The sequence below is a fragment of the Pseudomonas sp. RIT-PI-r genome, from assembly GCF_001297015.1.
Classification (GTDB): Bacteria; Pseudomonadota; Gammaproteobacteria; order Pseudomonadales; family Pseudomonadaceae; genus Aquipseudomonas.
Map to the genome: position 1 here is coordinate 97,554 of NZ_LIGE01000029.1, position 25,128 is coordinate 122,681.

The following is a 25,128-nucleotide window of genomic DNA, read 5'->3' on the forward strand; positions in this document are numbered from 1 at the left end:
CCGAACTAATTCGGCAACTGCAGATTATCCAGCGCCCGATTCACCGCCAGCTCCCCGAGCATGATCAATTGCGCGATACCCAGCAGCGTCCTGCGCTGCGATGCCGGTATGAGATTGGCGAAGTCGTTGGCGATGGTTCTGGCGCAAGCGAGGGTTTCGCAGGCGTCGGCCAGCAGCTCCTCGTTTTTGAAGTCTGCGGTTACGGCATACATCGAGCGGGTTCTGCGTGGCGGCGGCGTGGCGCCGGGTGGGCAGAGGTAGTGGTCGAGGGCGCGGTCGGCGGCTTCGTGGAGTTTTTTCGAATCGAGGGATTCGTAGGGGGAGGTGGGGTCGGTTTCGGGCGGGTTGGGTGTTGGTTTGATCATGGTGAAGCTCCTTTGAGGTGGAGCCGCTACAACCTGTCGCTAAACAGGAGGGGTGGCGGCTGTACGCAGGTTAGCGAACCGGTCAAAGGCACCCGGCAGACCCGAAGGTCTCCCGCATACAGCCACCATGACGAAATCGCGAAAATACAGATCCGCAACGAAGCCTGGAACGCCGATGCACCTTTGACTTGAGTTCGAGTCGCTAAACCCGATCGCTGATTCGTCAGCGACCGACCCACAATAGAACCCGACCCCAAAGCGCACAAGCCGGCGGATTCTGGCTTGGCTGTAGGCAAAGGCGCAAGGATTTGTAGCCTCAAAGGCGTGTCTGGAGGTGTCTTTTAAACGCCAGAGTTTAAGAAGCGCATTGCGCTGACTGCACTGGCGCCTTCGCGAGCAAGCTCGCTCCCACATTTGGAATGCGGTCCCGCTGTAGGAGTGAGCCTGCTCGCGATGGGGCTTTTTCAGTCGATGGATTCGAACCAGACAGACCGCTATCGCGAGCAGGCTCACTCCTGCATGAGTCATGTTTTCTCTCCCGATTTCACTCCCCGGCAAAAGTTGGAAAGCTTCTTGCAGTACCCGCCGTGAGCCCGCTCTGGGCGTCAAAAGTTTGCTTTAAAGGAACGGGGAAAACCGGTGGATCGCTCTCAGTTATTCAACACTGCTCGCACGAATGTTGCCGACCTCAGTCGAGGCAATCTGGGCGTGCCGTTGTTGCTGCTGGTTATGTTGGCAATGATGATGTTGCCGATTCCGCCGTTCCTGCTCGACGTGTTTTTCACCTTCAACATTGCCCTGTCGATCGTCGTGCTGCTGGTCTGCGTGTACGCACTGCGGCCGCTGGATTTCGCCGTGTTTCCGACCATTCTGCTGGTCGCGACCTTGCTGCGGCTGGCGTTGAACGTAGCGTCGACGCGCGTTGTGATGCTCCACGGTCAGGACGGCCACGCCGCAGCCGGTAAGGTGATCCAGGCCTTCGGCGAGGTGGTGATCGGCGGTAACTACGTGGTTGGTATCGTGGTGTTTGCGATCCTGATGATCATCAACTTTGTCGTGGTCACCAAGGGTGCCGGGCGGATTTCCGAGGTGAGCGCGCGTTTCACCCTCGATGCAATGCCCGGCAAACAAATGGCGATCGACGCCGACCTCAACGCCGGCCTGATCGATCAGAATCAGGCGAAGATGCGCCGTCAGGAAGTTGCCCAAGAGGCCGAGTTCTACGGTTCGATGGACGGTGCCAGCAAGTTCGTCCGTGGTGACGCCATCGCCGGCCTGCTGATTCTGTTCATCAACCTCATCGGCGGTATGGCCGTCGGTATCTTTCAGCACAACATGAGCTTCGGTGATGCCGGCAAGGTTTACGCTTTGCTGACCATCGGTGACGGTTTAGTGGCGCAATTGCCATCACTGTTGTTATCTACAGCTGCGGCAATCATGGTGACCCGTGCTTCCGGTTCGGAAGACATGGGCAAGCAGATCAATCGCCAGATGTTCGCCTCGCCAAAAGCGCTGGCGGTGGCTGCCGGCCTGATGGCGGTCATGGGTCTGGTGCCGGGCATGCCGCACTTCTCGTTCCTGAGCATGGCCGCGCTGGCCGCCGGTGGCGCCTACCTGTTCTGGAAGAAGCAGAACGTCGCCAAAGTGGTCGCGCTGGAAGAGGTCAAGCGTCAGCAGGAACTGCTGCCGTCGCCGGCCCGCGCCATGGAAACCAAGGAGCTGGGCTGGGATGACGTGACGCCGATCGACATGATCGGGCTGGAGGTCGGTTATCGCCTGATCCCGTTGGTGGATCGCAACCAGGGCGGGCAATTGCTGGCGCGGATCAAGGGCGTGCGCAAGAAGCTCTCGCAGGATCTGGGCTTCCTGATGCCGACCGTGCACATCCGCGACAACCTCGATCTGGCGCCAAGCGCCTATCGCCTGACCCTGATGGGGGTGATCCTCGCCGAAGCCGAGATCTACCCGGATCGCGAACTGGCGATCAACCCGGGCCAGGTCTACGGCACGCTCAACGGTATCAACGCCAAAGATCCGGCTTTCGGTCTGGAAGCGGTGTGGATCGAAATCAGCCAGCGCGCCCAGGCACAATCCCTCGGTTACACGGTGGTTGACGCCAGCACCGTGGTTGCCACGCACTTGAACCAGATTCTGTACAAGCACTCCAGTGAGCTGATCGGCCACGAGGAAGTGCAGCAACTCATGCAATTGCTGGCCAAAAGCTCGCCGAAACTGGCAGAAGAGCTGGTGCCGGGCGTGGTCACGTTGTCGCAGTTGCTCAAAGTGCTGCAAGCGTTGCTCGCTGAACACGTGCCGGTGCGCGACATCCGCAGCATCGCCGAAGCCATCGCCAACAACGCCGCCAAGAGTCAAGATACTGCCGCGTTGGTGGCTGCGGTGCGGGTCGGCGTATCGCGCGCCATCGTCCAAAGCATTGTAGGCACTGAGTCGGAGCTGCCTGTGATCACCTTGGAGCCAAGGTTGGAACAAATATTGCTCAATAGTCTGCAGAAGGCAGGACAAGGCTCGGAAGAGGGCGTTCTGCTGGAGCCAAGCATGGCCGAGAAGCTGCAGCGTTCGCTCATCGAAGCGGCGCAGCGTCAGGAAATGCAAGGTCAGCCGGTTATCCTGTTGGTAGCAGGTCCGGTTCGCGCGATGCTTTCGCGCTTCGGCCGCCTCGCAGTCCCTGGATTGCATGTGCTGGCCTACCAGGAAATACCGGACAACAAGCAAGTGACCATCGTTGCGACAGTAGGGCCCAACGGCTGAGGTAGTGGTTTATGCAAGTTAAGCGTTTCTTTGCCGCCGATATGCGTCAGGCCATGAAGCTGGTTCGTGATGAGCTGGGCGCTGATGCCGCCATCATTGGCAATCGCCGCATTGCCGGCGGTGTCGAGCTGACGGCGGCACTGGATTACAAACTGTCGGCGCTGGCGCCACGGGTTCCGAACATGGAACTCGAAGACGAGCTGCGCAAGACCCAGTCGCGCATCGTCACCGCCCAGGCCGAGTTGAGCCTGCGTGGCGAAGCCGACGGCAATAGCAATCGCCAGATCTTTGCCGGGCTGCCGTTGACGGCTGGCCTGCCACTGACCGCTGCCGAACCGCTGAGCGAACCGACCTACGCCGCTCCGGCGCGCCCGGCGCCTGCGCCTGCGCAGTCCTCCGGCGGCGTGGATCCGCGTGCACTGGATTCGATGCGCTTTGAATTGAACAGCCTGCGCGAGCTGATGGAAGTTCAGCTCGGCACCCTGGCCTGGAATCAGCTGCAAGGCAGCCGTCCGGCGCAAGCCAACCTGTATCGCCGTCTGCAACGTATCGGTCTGTCCGGGCCGTTGTCGCGCGATCTGCTGGCGATGATCACCGATATCGAAGAGCCGCGTCAGGCCTGGCGCATGTTGCTTGCGCACCTGGCGCGGATGATTGCCGTACCGGAAGTCGAGCCGCTGGAAGAGGGCGGTGTGATTGCGATGGTCGGCCCTGCCGGCATGGGCAAGACCACCACGCTGGCCAAACTGGCTGCGCGTTATGTGCTCAAGTACGGCGCGCAGAATGTCGCGCTGGTGAGCATGGACAGCTTCCGTATTGGCGCGCAGGAACAACTGAAGACGCTGGGCCGTATTCTCAATGTGCCGGTGACTCACGTCGATCCGGGCCAGTCGCTGGTGCAGGCACTGGATCCACTGCTGCGCAAGCGCGTGGTATTGATCGATACTGCCGGCCTGCAAGCCAGCGATCCAGCCCTGCGCATGCAGCTGGAAAGTCTGGCTGGGCGTGGCATCCGTTCAAAAAATTATCTCGTGCTGGCAACCACCAGCCAGAAACAGGTTCTAACGGCCGCTTATCACAGTTACAAGCGTTGTGGGCTAGCTGGCTGCATCCTGACTAAACTGGATGAAACAGCAAGCCTGGGCGAAGTGTTGAGCCTGGCGATCAGTCATGAATTGCCGGTCGCGTACCTGACCGATGGCCCACGGATTCCGGATGATTTGCATCTGCCGCGCCGTCATCAACTGGTCAGCCGCGCCGTCAGCGTGCAAATGCAGGAAGAACCCAGCGAAGAAGCCATGGCTGACATGTTCGCTGATATCTATCACAGCCCGACCAAGCAGGTAGGCTGAGGTATTCATGAACAGTTTTTGTACCTACATCGATGGTCTGCCATGCATTGTTCCGGTTGTGAACGCGCAGCCAGTAATGTGGCCTCCGTCTATGCAAGACAAGGTAAAGAAATAACATGGGCAGCATGCATCCCGTACAGGTGATCGCGGTGACCGGCGGCAAAGGTGGCGTCGGCAAGACTAACGTGTCAGTGAACTTGTCCCTGGCGCTGGCAGAGCTTGGCCGTCGGGTCATGCTGCTGGACGCCGACCTGGGACTGGCGAACGTCGACGTTTTGTTGGGTCTGACCCCTAAACGCACGCTGGCTGACGTCATCGAAGGCCGCTGCGAGCTACGCGACGTCCTGTTGCAAGGCCCCGGCGGCATTCGCATCGTCCCGGCCGCGTCCGGCACGCAGAGCATGGTCCACCTGAGCCCGGCGCAACATGCCGGTCTGATTCAGGCGTTCAGCGACATCGGCGACAATCTCGACGTACTGGTGATCGACACCGCTGCGGGTATTGGTGACTCGGTAGTCAGTTTCGTGCGCGCAGCGCAGGAAGTGTTGCTGGTGGTCTGCGACGAGCCGACTTCGATCACGGACGCCTACGCGCTGATCAAGTTGCTCAACCGCGACTACGGCATGAACCGCTTCCGCGTGCTCGCCAACATGGCGCAGAGCCCGCAGGAAGGGCGCAACCTGTTCGCCAAGTTGACCAAGGTCACGGATCGTTTCCTCGACGTCGCTCTACAATACGTCGGCGCCGTGCCTTACGACGAAAGCGTACGCAAAGCGGTGCAGAAGCAGCGTGCAGTCTACGAAGCCTTCCCGCGCTCCAAGTGCGCGCTGGCGTTCAAGGCCATTGCACAGAAGGTCGACACCTGGCCGCTGCCCGCCAACCCGCGCGGCCACCTTGAATTTTTCGTCGAGCGTCTCGTGCAGCAAACGGCAGGGCCCGTGTTATGACCGCTAGCGGTATGAATTACTACAAGAAGTCGGCACGCGACGCTCAGTACGAGCTGATCGAGCGTTACGCGCCACTGGTCAAACGCATTGCCTATCACTTGCTGGCGCGGTTGCCGGCGAGTGTGCAGGTCGAAGACCTGATCCAGGCCGGGATGATCGGCCTGCTCGAAGTCTCGACCAAGTATGACGCCAGCAAAGGCGCCAGTTTCGAAACGTACGCGGGCATTCGAATCCGCGGCGCGATGCTCGACGAAGTGCGCAAAGGGGACTGGGCGCCACGCTCGGTTCACCGCAATACCCGTATGGTCAGTGACGCAATTCGCTCAATTGAAGCTAAAACCGGCCGTGACGCTAAAGATCACGAGGTTGCAGCCGAACTCCAATTGAGTCTCGACGATTACTACGGGATTTTGAATGACACCTTGGGCAGCCGCCTGTTCAGTTTCGACGACCTGTTGCAGGACGGCGAACACGAAGGGCTGCACGAGGATGGCGCCAGTGCTCATCTTGAGCCGTCGCGCGATCTGGAGGATGAACGCTTCCAGGCAGCGCTGGCGGACGCGATTGCCAATTTGCCGGAGCGTGAGCGACTGGTGTTGGCGCTGTACTACGACGAAGAGCTGAACCTCAAGGAAATCGGTGAAGTCCTTGGCGTCAGTGAATCGCGGGTCAGCCAGTTACACAGCCAGTGCGCGGCCCGTTTGCGGGGGCGTTTGGGGGAGTGGCGAGCGCGCTGAAGGCAGTGTGGGGACACTGCGAACGAGGCTGGTGCGGTGATGAACGGCACCGGTCTTGCTCTGTTGTGCTCCAGACAGTCTTTGAGTGCTGCGCCGATTGATTGAAGTGGCGCGTCCAGGTGCTGGGCGCGTTTAAGACTGCTTGGAGGTCGAATTGAACAAAGACATGAAAATCCTCATCGTTGATGACTTCTCAACGATGCGGCGGATCATCAAGAACCTGCTGCGTGATCTTGGGTTCACCAACACCGTCGAGGCCGACGATGGCACTACCGCCATCCCGGTGCTCAACAGCGGAAGCATCGACTTTCTGGTAACGGACTGGAACATGCCGGGCATGACCGGTATCGACCTTCTGCGTCACGTGCGTGCCGATGAAAAGCTCAAGCACCTGCCGGTACTGATGGTGACGGCTGAAGCCAAGCGCGAGCAGATCATCGAAGCCGCTCAGGCCGGTGTGAACGGCTACGTAGTCAAACCTTTCACGGCTCAGGCGTTGAAAGACAAAATCGAGAAGATTTTCGAACGCATCGGCTGATGAACGCGCGGGGGAGCTATGGAGCATAACGAATCTTCACAGGGCGATTTCGAGTCGACCCTGAAAAAACACGCGGTCGAACTGGTCGAGAGCCTTGAAAAAGGCAGGTTCGGCGACGCTGTGCAACTGATCCATGAGCTCAATCAGACCCGTGACCGTGGCCTGTACCAGGAAGTGGGCAAGCTCACACGTGAACTGCACAGTGCGATCGTCAACTTCCAGATCGATCCGAACATGCCGCAGGCCGAGGAAGTGTCGCAAATCACCGACGCCACCGAACGCCTGGGCTATGTGGTCAAGCTGACAGAAGCCGCGGCCAACCGCACCATGGATCTGGTGGAAAGCGCCACGCCGGTGGTCAACAGTCTGGCTGATGAAGCCCAGACCTTGAGTGCCGATTGGGGTCGCTTCATGCGTCGTGAAGTCGGAGCTGAAGAGTTCCGCGAACTGGCGCGCCGGGTCGACGGTTTTCTGTCACGCAGCAGCACGGACAACCGTGCGGTGTCGAGCAATCTCAACGACATCCTGCTGGCCCAGGATTACCAGGACCTGACCGGTCAGGTGATCAAGCGTGTGACCCAATTGGTCACCGAAGTCGAAAGCAATTTGCTCAAACTTGTCCTCATGGCCAGTCAGGTTGACCGCTTTGCGGGCATTGAACATGACCGTGCCGCGATGCTTGCAGAAAAAGATCCACAAAAACATCTCTCGCAGGGTGAAGGTCCGCAGATTCATGCCGATAAACGAGAAGACGTTGTGTCCGGTCAGGACGATGTGGACGATTTGTTATCCAGCCTTGGATTCTAGAGTTTTGGAATTTGGGTTTTTTGGGTTTTTAGACCTGTAGGAGCACCCCATTAATGAGCTTCGGCGCCGATGAAGAGATCCTTCAGGATTTCCTGGTTGAGGCCGGCGAGATTCTTGAGCAACTGTCCGAACAACTGGTCGAGCTGGAAAGCCGTCCGGATGACGCAGATCTGCTCAACGCAATTTTTCGCGGTTTCCACACTGTAAAAGGGGGCGCCGGCTTCCTTCAGCTCAATGAGCTGGTGGAGTGCTGTCACATCGCCGAAAACGTGTTCGACATCCTGCGTAAGGGTGAGCGTCGCGTTGATGCAGAACTGATGGACGTTGTCCTCGAAGCACTGGACGCGGTGAACAGCATGTTCAGCGAAGTCCGCGAGCGTGCGCCGATCACTGCTGCCACCCCGGAACTGCTGGCCGCCCTGGCGCGCCTGGCCGAACCGCAATCGGCAGACGCTGCTCCGGCTTCGCCGGTGGCCGAGATGATCGAAGAACTGGTCGTCGAAGGCGACGCGTCGGGCGACATCACCGATAACGAATTCGAACAGCTGCTGGATTCGCTGAACGCCGTCAAGGCCGAAGCCGAAGCCCCGGCCGCTGCTGCACCTGCGCAAACGGCCAATGAAGCCGCGAGCGATGAAATCACCGATGCCGAGTTCGAGTCGTTGCTCGATCAGTTGCACGGCAAGGGCCAGTTCGCCGTGGACGCGGTTGCGCCAGTTGCAGCAGTCCCTGCGGCACCGGCCAAGGGCGACAGCTCCGACATCACCGACGACGAATTCGAAGCCTTGCTCGATCAGTTGCACGGCAAGGGCAACTTTGCCGTGGATGCGCTGGAGTCGGCGATTGCCTCGGCACCTGCGCCAGCCGCACCGGCTGCGGCGGCGGCCGGCAGCGATCTGATCAGCGATCACGAGTTCGAATCGCTGCTCGACGAATTGCACGGCAAAGGCAAGTTCACCGAAGTCGGCACCGCCGCTGCTGGCAGTGCTTCGACCGTCGCCACGCCTGCTGCCAAGGCGCCGGCCGCAGCGCCAGCGCCCAAGCCTGTTGCCAAGCCTGAACCGAAAGCCGAAGCGCCAAAACCGGCTGCCGCTGCTGCACCGGCTCCGGCCCGTGCGCCGGCGACACCGCCAGCGGAAAAACCGGCGAGCGAAGCCGAAACCACCGTGCGCGTCGACACCGCACGTCTCGACGAAATCATGAACATGGTCGGCGAACTGGTACTGGTGCGTAACCGTCTGGTGCGCCTGGGCCTGAACAGCGGCGATGAAGCCATGCAAAAGGCCGTGTCGAACCTCGACGTGGTCACGGCTGACTTGCAGACCGCCGTCATGAAGACGCGGATGCAGCCGATCAAGAAGGTCTTCGGGCGCTTCCCGCGTCTGGTTCGAGATCTGGCGCGTCAGCTGAAGAAAGAGATCAACCTGGAACTGGTGGGTGAAGAAACCGACCTCGACAAAAACCTTGTCGAGGCCCTGGCCGACCCGCTGGTCCACTTGGTGCGCAACGCCGTCGACCACGGCATCGAGTCGCCGGAAGAACGCGAAGCGTCGGGCAAGGCCCGTGGCGGTCGCGTGGTGCTGGCGGCCGAGCAGGAAGGCGACCACATCCTGCTGTCGATTTCCGATGACGGCAAAGGCATGGACCCGAACGTCCTGCGCGCCATCGCGGTAAAACGCGGTGTGATGGACAAAGACGCGGCCGATCGCTTGAGCGATACCGAGTGCTACAACCTGATTTTCGCCCCGGGTTTCTCGACCAAGACCGAGATCTCCGATGTGTCCGGCCGTGGTGTCGGCATGGACGTGGTGAAGACCAAGATTTCCCAGCTCAACGGTTCGATCAACATCTACTCGACCAAGGGCCAGGGCTCGAAGATCGTCATCAAGGTGCCGCTGACCCTCGCGATCATGCCAACCCTGATGGTCATGCTCGGCAATCAGGCGTTTGCGTTCCCGTTGGTCAACGTCAACGAAATCTTCCACCTCGACCTGTCGACCACCAACGTCGTCGACGGTCAGGAAGTGGTGATCGTGCGGGACAAGGCGCTGCCATTGTTCTACCTCAAGCGCTGGCTGGTCAGCTCCGCCGCTCACGAAGAGCAGCGTGAAGGCCACGTGGTGATCCTTTCGGTGGGCACGCAGCGGATCGGCTTCGTCGTCGATCAACTGGTCGGCCAGGAAGAAGTGGTCATCAAGCCATTGGGCAAAATGCTGCAGGGCACTCCGGGCATGTCCGGCGCCACCATTACCGGTGACGGCCGCATCGCGCTGATTCTCGATGTTCCAAGCATGCTCAAGCGTTACGCCGCACGGCGTATTTGAATCCGGGGCGGCGGGGCGATCACGTCCCGCTGCACCTAATGGAGTGTTTATGGCAGTCAAAGTCCTGGTGGTGGACGATTCGGGTTTTTTCCGCCGCCGCGTCTCGGAAATTCTTTCTGCGGATCCGAGCATTCAGGTGGGCGGCACCGCAACCAACGGTAAAGAGGCGATCGATCAGGCGCTGGCACTCAAGCCGGACGTGATCACCATGGACTACGAGATGCCGATGATGGACGGCATCACGGCGGTGCGGCACATCATGCAGCGCTGCCCGACCCCGGTGTTGATGTTCTCCTCGCTGACGCACGAAGGCGCCCGGGTCACCCTCGATGCGCTGGACGCCGGCGCGGTGGATTTCCTGCCAAAGAATTTCGAAGACATCTCGCGCAATCCCGAGAAGGTCAAGCAACTGCTGTGCGAGAAGGTCCATAGCATCTCGCGCAGTAATCGTCGTTTCAGTGCTTACAGCGCGCCGGCTCCAGTGGCTGCGCCAGCACCGACGCCTGCTCCGGCGCCGTCGAGTTTCGGCAGCCACGGCAGCAGTCACAGCACCAGCGCGCCGGCACGTCCGGCTCCAGCGCCGGCACCGACTCGCGCCCCGGCCGCCAGCGCTTCGTCGCCCGCGCCGAAACGCAAAGCCTACAAACTGGTTGCCATTGGTACGTCGACGGGCGGCCCGGTTGCGCTGCAACGCGTGTTGACGCAGTTGCCAGCGAACTTCCCCGCGCCGATCGTGCTGATCCAGCACATGCCGGCGGCGTTCACCAAGGCTTTTGCCGAACGTCTCGACAAGCTCTGCCGCATCAGCGTCAAGGAAGCCGAGGATGGCGACATCCTGCGTCCGGGCCTGGCGCTGTTGGCACCGGGTGGCAAGCAAATGATGATCGACGGCCGTGGCGCGGTGAAGATTCTGCCGGGTGACGAGCGTTTGAATTACAAGCCGTGCGTGGACATCACCTTCGGTTCCGCAGCCAAGTCCTACGGCGACAAAGTTCTGGCGGTGGTGTTGACCGGCATGGGCGCCGATGGCCGTGAAGGCGCGCGCCTGCTCAAGCAGGGTGGCAGCTCGATCTGGGCGCAGGATGAGGCCAGTTGCGTGATCTACGGCATGCCGATGGCTATCGTCAAAGCTGACCTCGCCGACGCGGTGTACAGCCTCGACGACATCGGCAAGCACATTGTCGAGGCGTGTATCTGATGGATGTTTTAAGCCTTATCGGGATCATCATGGCGTTCGTCGCCATCATCGGTGGTAACTACCTTGAGGGTGGTCACCTCGGTGCGCTGGCCAACGGCCCGGCGGCATTGATCGTACTGGGCGGCACCATCGGTGCCGCACTGCTGCAATCGCCGATGAGCGCGTTCAAACGCGCCATGCAGATTCTGGCGTGGATCTTCTTCCCGCCGCGTGTGGACTTGGCCGGCGGCATTGATCGCGTGGTCAACTGGAGCCTCACTGCGCGCAAGGAAGGCCTACTCGGTCTGGAAGGCGTGGCGGATGCCGAACCTGACAACTACTCGCGCAAAGGCCTGCAACTGCTGGTCGACGGCGCTGAGCCGGAAGCGATCCGCAGCATCCTTGAAGTGGATTTCTACACCCAGGAAGCGCGCGACATTGAAGCGGCGAAAGTCTTCGAAAGCATGGGCGGTTACGCGCCGACCATCGGCATCATCGGTGCGGTGATGGGCCTGATCCACGTGATGGGCAATCTTGCTGATCCGACCCAGTTGGGCAGCGGCATTGCTGTGGCTTTTGTCGCGACCATCTATGGCGTGGCCAGTGCCAACCTGATCCTGCTGCCGGTGGCAGCCAAATTGAAGTCAATCGCGTTGCGGCAGTCGCGTTATCGCGAAATGTTGTTGGAAGGCATTTTGTCGATCGCCGAAGGTGAAAACCCTCGCTCCATTGAGTTGAAGCTGCAAGGCTTCATGGATTAAGGGAATAACCTCATGGCTCGTCGCAGGCATCAGGAAGAACACGTCAATCACGAGCGCTGGCTGGTGTCCTACGCGGATTTCATCACGTTGCTGTTCGCGTTCTTCGTAGTCATGTACTCGATTTCGTCGATCAACGAAGGCAAGTACAAAGAGATTTCCGAAGCGCTGGTCGGCGTCTTCAAAGACTCCGATCGCGCGCTCAAACCGATCCAGATCGGCGACGAACGACCGAAAACCGTGACCCCGGCCAAGCCACTGGTCAAGGACGCCGAGCAGATCGACGCCGGTATCGCCGGCGCCAGCGATCCGCTGAAAAGCATCGCCGATGACATCAGCGCCGCGTTCGGTGACCTGATCAGCTCCAACCAGATGACTGTGCGTGGCAACGAGCTGTGGGTCGAGATCGAACTCAACTCCAGCCTGTTGTTCGGCAGCGGCGATGCCATGCCGAGCGACATCGCCTTCAACATCATCGACAAGGTGGCGGCGATTCTGAAACCGTTCGACAACCCGATCCACGTTGAAGGCTTCACCGACGATCAGCCAATCCGCACCGCGCAGTACCCGACCAACTGGGAGCTGTCTTCGGCGCGCTCGGCGAGCATCGTGCGCATGCTGGCGATGCAGGGTGTGAACCCTGGCCGATTGGCATCGGTGGGTTACGGCGAGTTTCAACCGGTGGCCAACAACGCTACCGCTGAAGGCCGGGGGAAAAACCGCCGGGTGGTTCTGGTGGTCTCGCGAAACCTCGATGTGCGCCGCAGCCTCACGGGCACCGGAACCGCCAATGCGCAACCGGACGCTGCGTTGAAGCGTGCTGGCACACAAACTGCACCGACCCCGGTCAAGACGCCGGGACGCGAGAGTGCCGTCAATTCTCCGTCACCCGCATTAACACGCTGAGCTATGTCTCGGTCGAGCATATCGGCCGGGAGGAACGAACTGAATGAGAGTCTGGGCAGTCGCCAATCAAAAGGGTGGTGTCGGTAAAACCACATCTTCCATCGCTTTAGCCGGATTGCTGGCCGAGGCGGGCAAGCGCGTGGTTGTGGTCGATCTCGACCCCCACGGCTCGATGACCAGCTATTTCGGCTACGATCCCGACAGCCTGGAACACAGCAACTACGACCTGTTTCTGCACAAGGGCAGCGTGCCGCAAGGCCTGCCGGGGCAGTTGCTGTTGTCGACCAGCGACGAGCGAATTTCCCTGCTGCCATCGAGCACCGCACTGGCAACCCTTGAGCGTCAGTCGCCGGGGCAGAGTGGCTTGGGTCTGGTGATCGCCAAGAGTCTGGCGCAACTGTGGCAGGACTTCGATTACGCGGTGATCGACAGCCCGCCGTTGCTCGGCGTGCTGATGGTCAATGCGCTTGCGGCGAGCCAGCAGCTGGTGATCCCGGTGCAGACCGAACACCTGGCCGTCAAAGGTCTGGAGCGCATGGTCAACACCCTGGCGATGATCAACCGCTCGCGCAAACAGGCGCTGCCGTTCAGCATCGTGCCGACCCTGTTCGATCGCCGTACACAGGCATCGATGCATACCTTGCGCGTGCTGCGGGACAAATTCCCCGAGGAGATCTGGCAGGGTTACATCCCGGTCGATACTCGTCTGCGCGACGCCAGCCGGGCCGGTGTCACGCCTTCGCAATTCGACGGCAAGAGCCGTGGCGTGCTGGCGTATCGCGCGCTGCTCAAGCACCTGTTGGCGCAACAACTTGTTCCGCAGGTGGCTTGAATGACGTTGAACCTTGTAGGAGCTGCCGCAGGCTGCGATCTTTTGATCTTGCTTTGTGGCGTTCCTGAAAAGATCAAAAGATCGCAGCCTGCGGCAGCTCCTACCTGGGGTTGCGTATGAATCGGCCGCTCAAGTTGACGTCGAAGCCGCAATTGGCGTTGCAGTCTTATCTGGATAATTTGCTGCAGGAAATTCCTGAGGAGCTGCCGCCGGTCATTGAGGCGCAGCCTGAAGTTGTCGAAAGCACTGAGGCGCTGGACGAGTTCCAGGCAGCGGTGCTGGAAGAGCAGGCGCGTGATGCGCAGAAAGCCGCCAAGCCTGTTGCGCCGGTTGTTGCGCCTGCCGCCGCACCGGTTGCCAAGGCACCGGTTACATTGATTGAAGAAGCCGAGCCGGTTCGCGCGTCCGTTTCGACTTTGGCGCCGCTGCTGCAAACCCAACTGCTGAAAACTGCGCCGGAACCGGCCGTGGTCGAGCCCGCTCCAGCTCCGGTTGCGCCCGCGCCGATCGAGCAGACGCTGGTCCCGCCGCTGGTCGAAGTGCATCTGCCGCCGAACAACACGCCGCCACCGGTGGAAACCGATGGTCGCCCGGCCTGGGCCTCTGAAGCCTTCGAATGCCTGCTGTTCGACGTCGCCGGCCTGACGCTGGCGGTGCCGCTGGTGTGCCTCGGCTCGATCTATTCGCTGGCCGGCCACGAGCTGACGCCGCTGTTCGGTCAGCCGGAATGGTTCCTCGGGATCCTGCCGAGCCAGGCCGGCAATCTGAAAGTCTTGGACACCGCGCGCTGGGTCATGCCGGATCGCTATCGCGATGACTTCCGTCAGGGCTTGCAGTACGTGATTTCGGTACAAGGTTACGAGTGGGGGCTGGCGGTGCATCAGGTCAGCCGCTCGTTGCGCCTGGACCCGAATGAAATCAAAGGGAGAAGTCACAGGGGTCAGCGGCCATGGCTCGCCGGCACCGTGATTGAGCACATGTGTGCATTGCTTGACGTTTCCGCACTGGCCGAGTTGATCGCCAGCGGTGGGGCAAAGCACCTCGGCGGCCACAAGCCGCTACATAAACCGACATAGCAGCCGACATAACAATCAGGCGACGGCATTGTTGAATGCCGCCACACAGAACACACACCGCCCAGCGCGGTTTTTTCGAGGGGTCAGGGTATGAGTAGTCAGGCGACGAATGCAAAAGGTTCTGAAGATCCGATCCTGCAATGGGTTACCTTCAAACTGGATAACGAAACCTACGGCATCAACGTGATGCGCGTGCAGGAAGTGCTGCGCTACACCGAGATCGCTCCGGTGCCGGGCGCGCCAAGCTATGTGCTGGGCATCATCAACCTGCGCGGTAACGTGGTCACCGTGATCGACACCCGCCAGCGCTTCGGCCTGAACAGCGGCGAGATCAGTGACAACACCCGTATCGTCATCATCGAAGCCGACAAGCAAGTCGTTGGCATCATGGTCGACAGCGTGGCCGAAGTGGTTTACCTGCGTCAGTCGGAAATCGAGACCGCGCCGAACGTCGGTAACGAAGAGTCGGCCAAGTTCATCCAGGGCGTGTGCAACAAGAACAACGAGTTGCTGATCCTGGTCGAGCTGGACAAGATGATGAGCGAAGAAGAATGGTCGGACCTGGAGAATATCTGATTGATTCTCGAAGTTGCGGTCATTGTCCTGTTCCTATTCTGGGCAGGCACACTGGCAATGTTTGTGTCGTACATCAAGGCGCAAAAAGTGATTGCCGCACAACAGGCTCAGGGCGATGCGCTGCGTGATCAGCGCATCAAGGACCTGGCCAAACGTGTTGACGATTACCAGAACGGTAATGTGCGCATGGGCGAAGCGCTGCACGAGTTGCGTGCGGTGGTGAGCCCGTTGCCGGACAAGATCGTTCAGCTGGAACAGCGCGATCCATCGAGCCTGTCATTCGCCCAGGCGGCGAAACTGGTGGGCATGGGTGCGAGCGTTGATGAGCTGACTCAGTCGTGTGGGTTGACCCAGGCTGAGGCGGAGTTGATGCGCAAGCTTCACAAGAACTAGCAGCAAGATCAAAAGATCGCAGCCTTCGGCAGCTCCTACATTGGAATGCGTTTTCCTGTAGGAGCTGCCGAAGGCTGCGATCTTTTGCTTTCAGGGCTTAATAATCATCCCCACGCTCGGTGACGTCCTTCTCGACCATCGGCGCATTCGGGTCCTGCCCCTCAGGGAATTTGCCATTCAGATTCCACGCAAACGCGATGATCTCGGCGATCGTCCGGTACAGCTCCTCGGGAATGCTGTCGCCCAGTTCCATCCGCGCCAACAAGCGCACCAACTCGGCGTTCTCATAGATCGGCACTTCGCAATCGCGAGCAATGCGCAAAATTTCTTCGGCCAGTTCTTCGTCACCCTTGGCAGTGAGCGTCGGCGCGTGGTTGCCGTCATATTTGAGGGCGATGGCCTGGCGTGGGGCAGTGGAATCGTTCATGCGGTTTCGTCGACCCAGCGATGTTCGAGACGGGTTTGGTTGCCTTGCGGCGGGGGGCCGAGATGGCAGTCGATGGCGCCGGCGTTCAACCCGCGATCAAGCAGGCGCTGGCGCAGGGCGAACAGGTTGTTTTCGATCAGGTCAGCGGTGTACGGCCGTTCGGCCCCCAGTTGGCTCGACAGGCTGCCAGCGATCAACTGCGCCTGAATCTGCATCGGCCCGAGCGGCTCCATGTCGAATGCGAGGTCTACACGCCACAGTTGCTGTTTCGGCTCGCGCTCATCGCGACGCTCGTTCGGTTGCGGTTCGCGCTCCGGCGCTTCTTCACGCTGGGACTTGACCTGCAGCGGCACGATGTCTTGCAGGTTGCGCATGGGGATTTCCAGTTGCCAGGTGCTGAGCAGGCGTCCGTCGTCGGTGACGCCGGTCTGTTCCAGGCTCGACAGCTGATGGCTCTGCAGGCGCGAAACCGCAGCGGCGGCCAGTCGCAGCAATTGTTCCAGATCGCCTTCGCCGTCCAGACTTTGCAGCAAGCGCTCGGGCAGGGGGAAGCTGCTTGGTACGGGTTTCGCGCTGACCTGACCGAGCATGCCGAGGGCGTTGCGGACGAAACTCGGCAGCGCTGGCGCCAGGGTGTTGGCGGCGATGATCGCGTTGAAACTGGTGCTGCTCGGCAGGCCCGGGGTCAGTTGCGCGATCAGCTTGAGCAGATCGGCTTTCATGTCCGGGGCCAGCGTCGGGGTTTGTCCGGTCAGCAGTTTGGCTTCGAGGAACGCGCCGCTGTTGGCCAGCGCCAGTGCGACGCCTTTGGCGGTGCTCAGTTGTTGCACGTCCGGGAGGCTGGCAAGGAGTTTGTCGACCACCGCGCGTAAATCCTGCGATGTCTGATCGGTATCGCTCGGCAGATTCTGCAAAGCATTCAGCAACCCTGTCAGGGATGCCTGACGACTTTGCTGGCCGAGCAGTTGCTGACTGACGGCCAGTTGTTCCTGGCGGCTGCTCATGGGCAGGAATTTCAGGGTTTGTGTATCTTCGACCAATGCCGACAGCAGGGTGCCAATGCGCAGCGGCTGCGGGCTGTCGATGGTCAGCGTGCTGCCGCTCTGTGCGGTGTTGAGCAGACTGACCAATGAGCGAAACACTGCTGCTTGCCCCGGCGTCTGTGGCAGCGCCTGCGAGGTCAGCACTTTGCCTTGCAGCAGCGTGCCGACCGGCAATTGCGCGGTGTCGATGCGGGTGAGGGCGGCGACGCTGCTGGCAATCGCTTGCTGCACGGTAATCGCCAGGTTGCCCGCCGAGGGCTGAGTGATCGCCAGACTGGTGCCTTGCGGCAACGGCAGGTTGCTGGTCGCTTGCACGGTGGTCTGGCGGCCGCCGTCGACAGTCACCTTGAGCAATAACTGAAAGGTCTGATCCGCCTGTTTGAGCGACAACACCTCAGCCTTGGCGCTTTGCCCGGCGCCGATCAAGCCCTCGACCGGTGTCAGCAGCTTGAGCAGTTCACCCACCTGCGGGCGAACCGTCGCCGGGGTGGTGGGCGGGAGCGGGAGGATGTTCATTTCGCCTGTCATACGCGGACACAACCTGAGGAAAATGCACTCTTGAGAGTAAGGCACGCCATGTATAATGCCGCCCGTCTTGCGCTTCGAATAAAAAACATAGCAATTGTTTGACCCAGCTCTCTGGATCGAGCCGTCAATGCATTTATGCTGCACCTCTTTAACGGCCGCGCCAGAGCCGACTTGAACCGTATAAGGCCCGTGATCCCTTGACCAGTCCTGTCCTGCAAACCGTTGCCCTCGCGTGTGAGCGTGATCTGCGGCTGCTCTTCGAAAATCTCGAATTGAGACTCGCCAGTGGCGATATGGTGCAGATCAGCGGGCCCAACGGCAGCGGTAAAACCAGTTTATTGCGTTTGCTGGCCGGGTTGATGCAGCCGACCGACGGTCAGGTCCTGCTCAATGGCCGGCCGCTGACCGAACAGCGCAGCGAACTTGCACGCAACCTGCTGTGGATCGGCCACGCCGCCGGGATCAAGGATCTACTGACCCCGGAAGAGAACCTCTCCTGGCTCTGCGCCCTGCATCATCCCGCCGAACGCGACGCCATCTGGCAAGCCTTGGCAGCAGTAGGATTGCGCGGTTTCGAAGATGTTCCCTGCCACAGTCTTTCTGCCGGTCAGCAACGCCGCGTGGCGCTGGCGCGCCTGTATCTGGACAGCCCGCCGCTGTGGATTCTCGATGAGCCGTTTACCGCCCTCGACAAGCAGGGCGTGGCGCAACTCGAAGAACATCTGGCCGGACACTGTGAGCGCGGCGGTCTGGTGGTCTTGACCACGCACCACACACTGAGCCGGATGCCGGCCGGTTATCGCGACATCGATCTGGGGAACTGGGCAGTATGAGTGTGTTTGGCCTGCTGGTTGCCCGTGAATCCCGACTGCTGTTTCGCCGCCCGGCGGAACTCGCCAATCCGCTGATTTTTTTCGCTATCGTCATTGCTTTGTTCCCGCTGGCCGTCGGCCCGGAAACTCAAGTGTTGCAAAACCTGTCCCCCGGGTTAGTCTGGGTGGCGGCGCTTTTGTCGGTCCTGCTCTCGCTGGACGGGCTTTTCCGCAGTGATTTCGAAGACGGCTCCCTGGAACAGTGGGTCCTTTCGTCGCACCCGCTGCCACTTCTGGTCTTGGCCAAGGTGCTGGCACACTGGCTTTTCTCCGGTCTGGCTCTGGTTTTGCTCTCACCCTTGCTGGCGTTGATGCTCGGTTTGCCCGTCGCCTGCCTGCCGGTTTTGCTGCTTTCGTTGTTGTTGGGCACACCAGTGCTGAGCTTGCTCGGCGCGGTGGGCGCGGCATTGACGGTCGGTTTGAAACGTGGCGGCCTGTTGCTGGCGCTGCTGATTCTGCCGTTGTACATCCCGGTGTTGATCCTCGGCAGTGGCGCCTTGCAGGCCGCCCTCCAAGGCATGCCGGCGACCGGGTATCTGCTGTGGCTTGGTAGCCTGACCGCTCTGGCGATCACCCTGACACCCTTTGCAATAGCCGCTGGCCTGAAGATCAGCGTCGGCGAATAATGAGGTCTGATCATTTTTTGATCAGTAAAGACCCTGGCTCTTCATAGCGAAGAGCATCCGTGATGGAAACAGTATGAACTGGACCTGGTTTCACAAGCTCGGCTCGCCCAAGTGGTTCTACGGCATCAGCAGCAAGTTCCTGCCGTGGTTGAGCATCGCAGCGTTGCTGCTGATTGGCGTCGGCGTCGTTTGGGGCCTGGGCTTCGCGCCGCCGGATTATCAGCAAGGCAACAGTTTTCGCATCATCTACATCCACGTACCCGCCGCGATGCTCGCTCAGTCGATCTACGTGATGCTGGCGGTTTGCGGTGTGGGGGGGCTGGTGGGGAAAATGAAACTGGCCGACGTCGCCCTGCAGGGCGCCGCACCGGTCGGCGCGTGGGTGACCGCCGTGGCGCTGGTCACCGGGGCGATCTGGGGGAAGCCGACCTGGGGCTCGTGGTGGGTCTGGGACGCGCGCCTGACCTCGATGCTGATTCTGCTGTTCCTGTATTTCGGCGTGATCGCGCTGGGCAATGCCATCAGCAACCGTGACAGCGCCGCCAAGGCCTGCGCGGTGCTGGCCATCGTCGGTGTGATCAACATCCCGATCATCAAATATTCGGTGGAGTGGTGGAACACCCTGCACCAGGGCGCGACCTTCACCCTCACGGAAAAACCGGCGATGCCCGCCGAGATGTGGCTGCCGCTGTTGCTGACCGTGCTGGGTTTCTACTGCTTCTTCGGCACCGTGCTGTTGCTGCGCATGCGCCTCGAAGTACTCAAGCGCGAAGCCCGCGCCAGTTGGGTGAAAGAACAAGTGCAGCGCAGCCTGGAGGCCGCTCGATGAGTTTTGCTTCATTCGGCGACTTCCTCGCCATGGGCCATCATGGCCTGTATGTCTGGTCGGCCTATGGCATCTGTCTGGCGGTGCTGGCTTTCAACGTGGCGGCGCCGATCCTGGCCCGCAAGCGGTATCTGCAACAAGAGGCGCGTCGTCTGCGCCGGGAGAACGGCAAGTGAATCCGCTGCGCAAGAAACGTCTGATCATCATTCTGGCCATTCTGGTCGGGGTCGGCGCTGCCGTCGGTTTGGCCCTCAGCGCCCTGCAGCAGAACATCAATCTGTTCTACACCCCGACCCAGATCGCCAATGGCGAAGCACCGCAAGACACGCGGATCCGCGCTGGCGGCATGGTTGAGGCCGGCTCGTTGCAACGCTCGCCGGATTCGCTCGACGTCAAATTCGTCGTCACCGACTTCAACAAATCCGTGACCATCGCCTATCGCGGCATCCTCCCGGATCTGTTCCGCGAAGGGCAGGGCATTGTGGCGCTGGGCAAGATCAACGCCGATGGCGTAGTGGTAGCCGATGAAGTGCTGGCCAAGCACGACGAGAAGTACATGCCGCCGGAAGTGACCAAAGCCTTGAAAGACAGCGGTCAATCCGCACCAATGCCTGCAAAGGAGGGTTGATCGATGACGTCGGCGATTTTTATTCCTGAGTTGGGCCACCTGGCGATGATTCTGGCGCTGTGCTTTGCGCTGGTGCAGGCCGTGGTGCCATTGGTTGGGGCATGGCGCGGTGACCGTTTCTGGATGAGTCTGGCCCAGCCGGCCGCATGGGGGCAGTTTGCCTTTTTGCTGTTCGCGTTCGGCATTCTGACCTACGCGTTCATGACCGACGACTTCTCCGTCGCCTATGTGGCCAACAACTCCAACACCGCGTTGCCGTGGTATTACAAATTCAGTGCGGTGTGGGGCGCCCATGAAGGGTCGTTGCTGCTGTGGGCCCTGATCCTCGGCGGCTGGACCTTCGCGGTGTCGGTGTTCTCCCGACAGTTGCCGCAAGTCATGCTGGCGCGGGTGCTGGCGGTGATGGGCATGATCAGCACCGGTTTCCTGCTGTTCCTGATTCTCACGTCCAACCCGTTCAAACGTATCCTGCCGCAAATGCCCAGTAACGGCGCTGACCTCAATCCACTGTTGCAAGACATCGGCTTGATCGTGCACCCGCCGATGTTGTACATGGGTTACGTCGGTTTTTCGGTAGCCTTCGCTTTCGCCATCGCCGCGTTGATGGGCGGTCGTCTTGATGCGGCGTGGGCACGCTGGTCGCGTCCATGGACCATCGTCGCCTGGGCCTTCCTCGGCATCGGCATCACCCTCGGTTCGTGGTGGGCCTATTACGAACTCGGCTGGGGCGGTTGGTGGTTCTGGGACCCGGTGGAGAACGCCTCGTTCATGCCATGGCTGGTCGGCACCGCGCTGATCCACTCGCTGGCGGTCACGGAAAAACGTGGCGTGTTCAAGAGCTGGACGGTGTTGCTGGCGATTGCCGCGTTCTCACTGAGCCTGCTCGGGACGTTCCTCGTACGTTCCGGTGTACTGACCTCAGTGCACGCGTTTGCCTCCGATCCCGAGCGCGGCGTGTTTATCCTGATCTTCCTGTTGTTTGTGGTCGGCGGCTCGCTGACGCTGTTCGCCCTGCGCGCACCGGTCGTGAAGAGTCAGGTCGGCTTCAACCTGTGGTCGCGGGAAACCCTGCTGCTGGGCAACAACCTGGTGCTGGTGGTGGCCGCGTCGATGATTCTGCTGGGCACGCTGTACCCGCTGATTCTCGATGCCCTCAGCGGCGCCAAGATGTCGGTCGGCCCACCGTACTTCAACGCGCTGTTCATTCCGTTGATGGCGCTGCTGATGCTGGTCATGGCGGTCGGCGTGATCGTCCGTTGGAAGGACACGCCGGTGAAGTGGCTGGCCGGCATGCTCACGCCAGTGCTGCTCGGCAGCGTCGCGCTGGCGGTGGTTGCCGGTGTCGCTTATGGCGATTTCAATTGGGCAGTGATCGCGACTTTCCTGCTCGCCGCATGGGTGTTGCTCGCCGGTGTACGCGACATTTTCGACAAGACTCGCCACAAGGGCCTGATCAAAGGCCTGCCGACCCTGACCCGCAGTTATTGGGGCATGCAGATCGCCCACCTCGGCATCGCCGTGTGTGCGCTGGGCGTGGTGTTGTCGAGTCAGAACAGTGCCGAACGCGATCTGCGTCTGGCGCCGGGCGAGTCGATGGACCTGGCCGGTTATCACTTCGTCTTCGAAGGCGCCAAGCACTTCGAAGGGCCGAACTTCACTTCCGACAAAGGCACGATTCGGGTCATTCGTGACGGCAAGGAAGTCAGCGTGCTGCACCCGGAAAAACGTCTGTACACCGTGCAGAACTCGGTGATGACCGAAGCGGGCATCGACGCCGGTTTCACTCGTGACTTGTATGTCGCATTGGGCGAGCCGCTGGACAACGGCGCGTGGGCGGTTCGGGTGCACGTTAAACCGTTCGTGCGCTGGATCTGGTTCGGCGGTCTGCTCACCGGGTTCGGTGGTTTGCTGGCGGCGCTGGATCGACGTTATCGGGTCAAGGTGAAAGCCAAGGTGCGTGAAGCCCTGGGCATGACGGGAGCGGCTGCATGAGACGTTGGTTGATGCTGGTGCCACTGGCGATTTTCCTGCTGGTGGCGGTATTTCTTTATCGCGGTCTGTACCTCGATCCGGCGGAGTTGCCGTCGGCGATGATCAACAAGCCGTTCCCGGAGTTTTCCCTGCCAAACGTGCAGGGCGACAAGAGCCTGACCAAGGCCGACATTCTCGGCAAACCGGCGCTGGTCAACGTCTGGGGCACCTGGTGCATTTCCTGCCGGGTCGAGCATCCGGTGCTGAACAAACTCGCCGAGCGCGGCGTGGTGATCTACGGCATCAACTACAAGGACACCAATGCCGATGCCTTGAAGTGGCTGGCCGAATTCCACAATCCGTACGTGCTGGACATTCGTGACGACGAAGGCTCGCTGGGCCTCAATCTCGGTGTCTACGGCGCGCCGGAGACCTTCTTCATCGACGCCAAGGGCATCATCCGCGACAAGTATGTCGGCGTGATCGACGAGCAGGTCTGGCGCGAAAAACTCGCGGCCAAGTATCAGGCGCTGGTCGATGAGGCCAAGCCATGAAGCGCTTTATGGCTGCGCTGGTATTGGGTTTGAGTCTGGTCGGTGTTGCCCATGCCGCCATCGACACCTACGAGTTCGCCAAAGAAGGCGACCGTGAGCGTTTCCGCGAGCTGACCAAAGAGCTGCGCTGCCCCAAGTGCCAGAACCAGGACATCGCTGACTCCAACGCGCCGATTGCCGCCGACCTGCGCAAAGAGATTTTCCGCATGCTCGGCGAGGGCAAGGACAATCAGCAGATCATCGATTTCATGGTCGATCGCTACGGTGATTTCGTCCGCTACAAACCGGCGCTCAACGCCAAGACTGCGCTGCTGTGGTTCGGCCCGGCCGGCCTGCTGCTCGGTGGTCTGGTGGTGATCGCGGTGATCGTCCGCCGTCGTCGCGGTCAGCGCGCCGAAACTCCGCAAGCGCTGTCCAGCGAAGAGCGTCAGCGCCTCGACCAACTGTTGGATAAAAACCAAGAATGATTGATTTCTGGCTTGCCGCAGGGCTGTTGCTTCTGGTCGCCCTGAGTTTTCTGCTGATCCCGGTGCTGCGCGAACGTCGCGCCCAGCGTGAAGAGGATCGGACTGCCCTGAACGTCGCGTTGTATCAGGAGCGTGTCGCCGAGTTGCAAGCGCAACAGGCCGAAGGCGTGCTCGACGCTGCGCAAATGGACAGCGGCCGCGCCGAGGCTGCGCGTGAATTGCTCGCGGATACCGAAGGCGTTGCCGCGCCGCGGGTTTCCCGATTGGGCAAGCCGTTGCCGCTGCTGGCGGCAGTTCTGGTGCCAGTGTTGGGCCTAGGCCTGTATCTGCATTTCGGTGCTGCCGACACGGTCGAACTGACCCGCGAATTCGCCCAGGCACCGCAGTCGATGGAAGAGATGACCCAGCGTCTGGAGCGTGCCGTCGCGGCACAGCCGGACTCTGCCGAAGGCCTGTATTTCCTCGGCCGTACCTACATGGCGCAAGAGCGTCCGGCGGACGCAGCAAAGATGTTCGAACGCGCTGCCAATCTGGCCGGACGTCAACCGGAACTGCTCGGTCAATGGGCGCAGGCGCAGTATTTTGCTGACGGCAAAAAGTGGTCGGCAAAGATCCAGGCGTTGACCGACGAAGCGCTGAAGGCTGATCCGAAAGAAGTCACCAGCCTCGGTCTGCTCGGCATCGCTGCGTTCGAAGGCGAGCGTTATCAGCAAGCCATCGATTACTGGAACCGCTTGCTGGCGCAACTGCCGCCGGAGGACAGTTCCCGCGCCGCGCTGCAAGGCGGGATCAAACGTGCCGCCGAGCGTCTGGCAGCCAGTGGCGGCAAAGTCGCTCAGGCGCCGGTAGCCGCAAAAACCGCGCTGTTGAAAGTCAGCGTCGATCTGGCCAGCGAGCCCAAAGGCAAAGTGCAGCCGGGTGACAGCGTGTTCATCTTCGCCCGCGCCACGTCCGGCCCGCCGGCACCGCTGGCGGCCAAGCGCCTGACCGTGGCCGATCTGCCGGTGACCGTCGAACTGGGCGATGCCGACGCAATGATGCCGCAGTTGAAACTGTCGAACTTCCCTGAAGTCCAACTGGTTGCGCGCATCTCCCGCGCCGGCCAACCGACTGCCGGCGAGTGGGTCGGTCGCAGCGGCCCACTGGCCAGCAGCACCACTGCGCTACAAAAACTGACCATCGACAGCCCGGACAAATAGCCGGACACAACAGGAAAGCACCGCCATGCACACCATCGCCCGAATCACAGTCCTCACACTGGCCCTGGGCTTGAGTGCATGTGCGGTGCAACGACCGGAACCGACCACCAACCTGCCGCCGATTCCGCCGTCGCAACCGAGCCCGACCCCGTCGACTTCGCCGACCCCAGGCAAAAGCATCCCGGCGAAACCGGCCAAACCCGTGCCGCGCACCTCGGCCAGTTTCGCCCCACCACCGGGCGGCAACAGCCACTGGGATCAGAAACTCGGCGTCTACGTCCTCGACGACCAGACCAACACCTTCTACCGCCAGCGCACCTACTACCGCTGGAACAACGGCTGGAGCCGGTCCGTCAGCCCCAACGGCCCGTGGGAAGACACCAACATCCACGGCGTGCCACCGGGGTTGGGCAAGAAATTCGGGCAGTAA

Annotated in this window: 27 protein-coding genes; 24 read left to right on the forward strand and 3 right to left on the reverse strand. The window is 60.8% G+C overall.

Translation table 11 applies throughout. The annotated features are described in order from the left end of the window. Positions 1-5 precede the first annotated feature (5 nt). Positions 6-365: a DUF6124 family protein gene (locus tag AK821_RS17715; protein ID WP_064390871.1), complete on the reverse strand. Its 360-nt coding sequence runs from the start codon at positions 363-365 to the stop codon at positions 6-8. 639 nt (positions 366-1,004) lie between these two features. On the opposite strand from AK821_RS17715, the gene flhA reads away from it, so the two are divergent. From flhA to AK821_RS17785, 14 genes are all read left to right on the forward strand, one after another. Beyond that, positions 1,005-3,134, forward strand: a complete 2,130-nt coding sequence (gene flhA, locus AK821_RS17720) for a flagellar biosynthesis protein FlhA (protein WP_064390872.1) — start codon at positions 1,005-1,007, stop codon at positions 3,132-3,134. 11 nt (positions 3,135-3,145) lie between these two features. After that, positions 3,146-4,486, forward strand: a complete 1,341-nt coding sequence (gene flhF / locus AK821_RS17725) for a flagellar biosynthesis protein FlhF (RefSeq protein ID WP_008077677.1) — start codon at positions 3,146-3,148, stop codon at positions 4,484-4,486. A 116-nt stretch (positions 4,487-4,602) separates the two neighbouring features. Beyond that, complete coding sequence (gene fleN / locus AK821_RS17730) at positions 4,603-5,433, forward strand: flagellar synthesis regulator FleN (RefSeq protein WP_003222917.1); 831 nt, start codon at positions 4,603-4,605, stop codon at positions 5,431-5,433. Continuing rightward, positions 5,430-6,170, forward strand: coding sequence for an RNA polymerase sigma factor FliA (fliA, locus tag AK821_RS17735; protein WP_007920004.1), 741 nt, complete (start codon positions 5,430-5,432; stop codon positions 6,168-6,170). Before fleN ends, fliA begins: the two co-directional genes overlap by 4 nt. A 166-nt stretch (positions 6,171-6,336) precedes the next feature. Then, positions 6,337-6,708: a chemotaxis response regulator CheY gene (locus AK821_RS17740; RefSeq protein WP_024012118.1), complete on the forward strand. Its 372-nt coding sequence runs from the start codon at positions 6,337-6,339 to the stop codon at positions 6,706-6,708. 18 nt (positions 6,709-6,726) lie between these two features. Beyond that, positions 6,727-7,515 (forward strand): protein phosphatase CheZ, encoded by a 789-nt coding sequence (locus AK821_RS17745; protein WP_007920000.1) that lies wholly within the window; start codon positions 6,727-6,729, stop codon positions 7,513-7,515. Positions 7,516-7,568: 53 nt separating this feature from the next. Continuing rightward, complete coding sequence (locus AK821_RS17750; protein WP_064390873.1) at positions 7,569-9,839, forward strand: chemotaxis protein CheA; 2,271 nt, start codon at positions 7,569-7,571, stop codon at positions 9,837-9,839. Positions 9,840-9,888: 49 nt separating this feature from the next. Further along, positions 9,889-11,037 (forward strand): protein-glutamate methylesterase/protein-glutamine glutaminase, encoded by a 1,149-nt coding sequence (locus AK821_RS17755; protein WP_064390874.1) that lies wholly within the window; start codon positions 9,889-9,891, stop codon positions 11,035-11,037. Next, complete coding sequence (locus AK821_RS17760; RefSeq protein ID WP_008077689.1) at positions 11,037-11,777, forward strand: flagellar motor protein; 741 nt, start codon at positions 11,037-11,039, stop codon at positions 11,775-11,777. Before AK821_RS17755 ends, AK821_RS17760 begins: the two co-directional genes overlap by 1 nt. A 12-nt stretch (positions 11,778-11,789) precedes the next feature. Further along, complete coding sequence (gene motD / locus AK821_RS17765; RefSeq protein WP_064390875.1) at positions 11,790-12,680, forward strand: flagellar motor protein MotD; 891 nt, start codon at positions 11,790-11,792, stop codon at positions 12,678-12,680. Between the two features lie 43 nt (positions 12,681-12,723). Beyond that, positions 12,724-13,512, forward strand: a complete 789-nt coding sequence (locus tag AK821_RS17770) for a ParA family protein (protein WP_007919990.1) — start codon at positions 12,724-12,726, stop codon at positions 13,510-13,512. Positions 13,513-13,628: 116 nt separating this feature from the next. Next, the gene (locus AK821_RS17775; RefSeq protein ID WP_064390876.1) at positions 13,629-14,588 is read left to right on the forward strand and encodes a CheW domain-containing protein; all 960 of its coding nucleotides are present in this window, start codon (positions 13,629-13,631) and stop codon (positions 14,586-14,588) included. Positions 14,589-14,678: 90 nt separating this feature from the next. Beyond that, positions 14,679-15,164 (forward strand): chemotaxis protein CheW, encoded by a 486-nt coding sequence (locus AK821_RS17780; protein WP_007919980.1) that lies wholly within the window; start codon positions 14,679-14,681, stop codon positions 15,162-15,164. Next, entirely contained in the window at positions 15,165-15,557 is a 393-nt protein-coding gene (locus AK821_RS17785) for a DUF2802 domain-containing protein (RefSeq protein WP_008083419.1), read from the forward strand. A 97-nt stretch (positions 15,558-15,654) separates the two neighbouring features. Here the strand turns inward: AK821_RS17785 and AK821_RS17790 are convergent, their stop codons facing one another. Both AK821_RS17790 and fliK read right to left on the reverse strand, forming a co-directional pair. Continuing rightward, a complete protein-coding gene (locus tag AK821_RS17790) occupies positions 15,655-15,984 on the reverse strand; it encodes an EscU/YscU/HrcU family type III secretion system export apparatus switch protein (protein WP_064390877.1) in 330 nt (109 codons plus the stop codon). Then, complete coding sequence (gene fliK, locus AK821_RS17795) at positions 15,981-17,555, reverse strand: flagellar hook-length control protein FliK (RefSeq protein WP_064390878.1); 1,575 nt, start codon at positions 17,553-17,555, stop codon at positions 15,981-15,983. Before fliK ends, AK821_RS17790 begins: the two co-directional genes overlap by 4 nt. 197 nt (positions 17,556-17,752) lie before the next feature. Here fliK and ccmA point away from each other — a divergent pair, with 197 nt between their 5' ends. The 10 genes from ccmA (at position 17,753) to AK821_RS17845 (ending at position 25,128) form a co-directional block, all read left to right on the forward strand. Further along, positions 17,753-18,388: a cytochrome c biogenesis heme-transporting ATPase CcmA gene (gene ccmA, locus AK821_RS17800; RefSeq protein ID WP_064390879.1), complete on the forward strand. Its 636-nt coding sequence runs from the start codon at positions 17,753-17,755 to the stop codon at positions 18,386-18,388. Continuing rightward, on the forward strand, positions 18,385-19,053 hold the full coding sequence (gene ccmB / locus AK821_RS17805) for a heme exporter protein CcmB (RefSeq protein WP_034151525.1): 669 nt from the start codon (positions 18,385-18,387) through the stop codon (positions 19,051-19,053). Before ccmA ends, ccmB begins: the two co-directional genes overlap by 4 nt. Positions 19,054-19,126: 73 nt before the next feature. Continuing rightward, entirely contained in the window at positions 19,127-19,882 is a 756-nt protein-coding gene (locus AK821_RS17810) for a heme ABC transporter permease (RefSeq protein WP_064390880.1), read from the forward strand. After that, positions 19,879-20,055, forward strand: a complete 177-nt coding sequence (gene ccmD, locus AK821_RS17815; protein WP_064390881.1) for a heme exporter protein CcmD — start codon at positions 19,879-19,881, stop codon at positions 20,053-20,055. Before AK821_RS17810 ends, ccmD begins: the two co-directional genes overlap by 4 nt. After that, positions 20,052-20,507, forward strand: coding sequence for a cytochrome c maturation protein CcmE (gene ccmE / locus AK821_RS17820; protein WP_064390882.1), 456 nt, complete (start codon positions 20,052-20,054; stop codon positions 20,505-20,507). The genes ccmD and ccmE overlap by 4 nt, the downstream gene beginning before the upstream one ends. Positions 20,508-20,510: 3 nt before the next feature. After that, positions 20,511-22,499, forward strand: coding sequence for a heme lyase CcmF/NrfE family subunit (locus AK821_RS17825; RefSeq protein WP_064390883.1), 1,989 nt, complete (start codon positions 20,511-20,513; stop codon positions 22,497-22,499). Next, positions 22,496-23,032 carry a DsbE family thiol:disulfide interchange protein gene (locus tag AK821_RS17830; RefSeq protein WP_016987490.1) on the forward strand — a complete coding sequence of 179 codons (537 nt, stop codon included), beginning with the start codon at positions 22,496-22,498 and terminating at the stop codon, positions 23,030-23,032. The genes AK821_RS17825 and AK821_RS17830 overlap by 4 nt, the downstream gene beginning before the upstream one ends. Then, positions 23,029-23,499, forward strand: a complete 471-nt coding sequence (locus AK821_RS17835) for a cytochrome c-type biogenesis protein (protein ID WP_064390884.1) — start codon at positions 23,029-23,031, stop codon at positions 23,497-23,499. The genes AK821_RS17830 and AK821_RS17835 overlap by 4 nt, the downstream gene beginning before the upstream one ends. Next, a complete protein-coding gene (gene ccmI, locus AK821_RS17840) occupies positions 23,496-24,698 on the forward strand; it encodes a c-type cytochrome biogenesis protein CcmI (RefSeq protein WP_064390885.1) in 1,203 nt (400 codons plus the stop codon). Before AK821_RS17835 ends, ccmI begins: the two co-directional genes overlap by 4 nt. A 25-nt stretch (positions 24,699-24,723) precedes the next feature. After that, positions 24,724-25,128: a hypothetical protein gene (locus AK821_RS17845; protein WP_007919958.1), complete on the forward strand. Its 405-nt coding sequence runs from the start codon at positions 24,724-24,726 to the stop codon at positions 25,126-25,128.

What these genes read in the sequence shown, in the direction of transcription:
- AK821_RS17715 (WP_064390871.1), bottom strand. Translation starts at nt 365, where the DNA reads ATGATCAAACCAACACCCAACCCGCCCGAAACCGACCCCACCTCCCCC.
- flhF (WP_008077677.1), top strand. Translation starts at nt 3,146, where the DNA reads ATGCAAGTTAAGCGTTTCTTTGCCGCCGATATGCGTCAGGCCATGAAG.
- fleN (WP_003222917.1), top strand. Translation starts at nt 4,603, where the DNA reads ATGGGCAGCATGCATCCCGTACAGGTGATCGCGGTGACCGGCGGCAAA.
- fliA (WP_007920004.1), top strand. Translation starts at nt 5,430, where the DNA reads ATGACCGCTAGCGGTATGAATTACTACAAGAAGTCGGCACGCGACGCT.
- AK821_RS17740 (WP_024012118.1), top strand. Translation starts at nt 6,337, where the DNA reads ATGAAAATCCTCATCGTTGATGACTTCTCAACGATGCGGCGGATCATC.
- AK821_RS17745 (WP_007920000.1), top strand. Translation starts at nt 6,727, where the DNA reads ATGGAGCATAACGAATCTTCACAGGGCGATTTCGAGTCGACCCTGAAA.
- AK821_RS17750 (WP_064390873.1), top strand. Translation starts at nt 7,569, where the DNA reads ATGAGCTTCGGCGCCGATGAAGAGATCCTTCAGGATTTCCTGGTTGAG.
- AK821_RS17755 (WP_064390874.1), top strand. Translation starts at nt 9,889, where the DNA reads ATGGCAGTCAAAGTCCTGGTGGTGGACGATTCGGGTTTTTTCCGCCGC.
- AK821_RS17760 (WP_008077689.1), top strand. Translation starts at nt 11,037, where the DNA reads ATGGATGTTTTAAGCCTTATCGGGATCATCATGGCGTTCGTCGCCATC.
- motD (WP_064390875.1), top strand. Translation starts at nt 11,790, where the DNA reads ATGGCTCGTCGCAGGCATCAGGAAGAACACGTCAATCACGAGCGCTGG.
- AK821_RS17770 (WP_007919990.1), top strand. Translation starts at nt 12,724, where the DNA reads ATGAGAGTCTGGGCAGTCGCCAATCAAAAGGGTGGTGTCGGTAAAACC.
- AK821_RS17775 (WP_064390876.1), top strand. Translation starts at nt 13,629, where the DNA reads ATGAATCGGCCGCTCAAGTTGACGTCGAAGCCGCAATTGGCGTTGCAG.
- AK821_RS17780 (WP_007919980.1), top strand. Translation starts at nt 14,679, where the DNA reads ATGAGTAGTCAGGCGACGAATGCAAAAGGTTCTGAAGATCCGATCCTG.
- AK821_RS17790 (WP_064390877.1), bottom strand. Translation starts at nt 15,984, where the DNA reads ATGAACGATTCCACTGCCCCACGCCAGGCCATCGCCCTCAAATATGAC.
- fliK (WP_064390878.1), bottom strand. Translation starts at nt 17,555, where the DNA reads ATGACAGGCGAAATGAACATCCTCCCGCTCCCGCCCACCACCCCGGCG.
- ccmB (WP_034151525.1), top strand. Translation starts at nt 18,385, where the DNA reads ATGAGTGTGTTTGGCCTGCTGGTTGCCCGTGAATCCCGACTGCTGTTT.
- AK821_RS17810 (WP_064390880.1), top strand. Translation starts at nt 19,127, where the DNA reads ATGAACTGGACCTGGTTTCACAAGCTCGGCTCGCCCAAGTGGTTCTAC.
- ccmD (WP_064390881.1), top strand. Translation starts at nt 19,879, where the DNA reads ATGAGTTTTGCTTCATTCGGCGACTTCCTCGCCATGGGCCATCATGGC.
- AK821_RS17825 (WP_064390883.1), top strand. Translation starts at nt 20,511, where the DNA reads ATGACGTCGGCGATTTTTATTCCTGAGTTGGGCCACCTGGCGATGATT.
- AK821_RS17830 (WP_016987490.1), top strand. Translation starts at nt 22,496, where the DNA reads ATGAGACGTTGGTTGATGCTGGTGCCACTGGCGATTTTCCTGCTGGTG.
- AK821_RS17835 (WP_064390884.1), top strand. Translation starts at nt 23,029, where the DNA reads ATGAAGCGCTTTATGGCTGCGCTGGTATTGGGTTTGAGTCTGGTCGGT.
- ccmI (WP_064390885.1), top strand. Translation starts at nt 23,496, where the DNA reads ATGATTGATTTCTGGCTTGCCGCAGGGCTGTTGCTTCTGGTCGCCCTG.
- AK821_RS17845 (WP_007919958.1), top strand. Translation starts at nt 24,724, where the DNA reads ATGCACACCATCGCCCGAATCACAGTCCTCACACTGGCCCTGGGCTTG.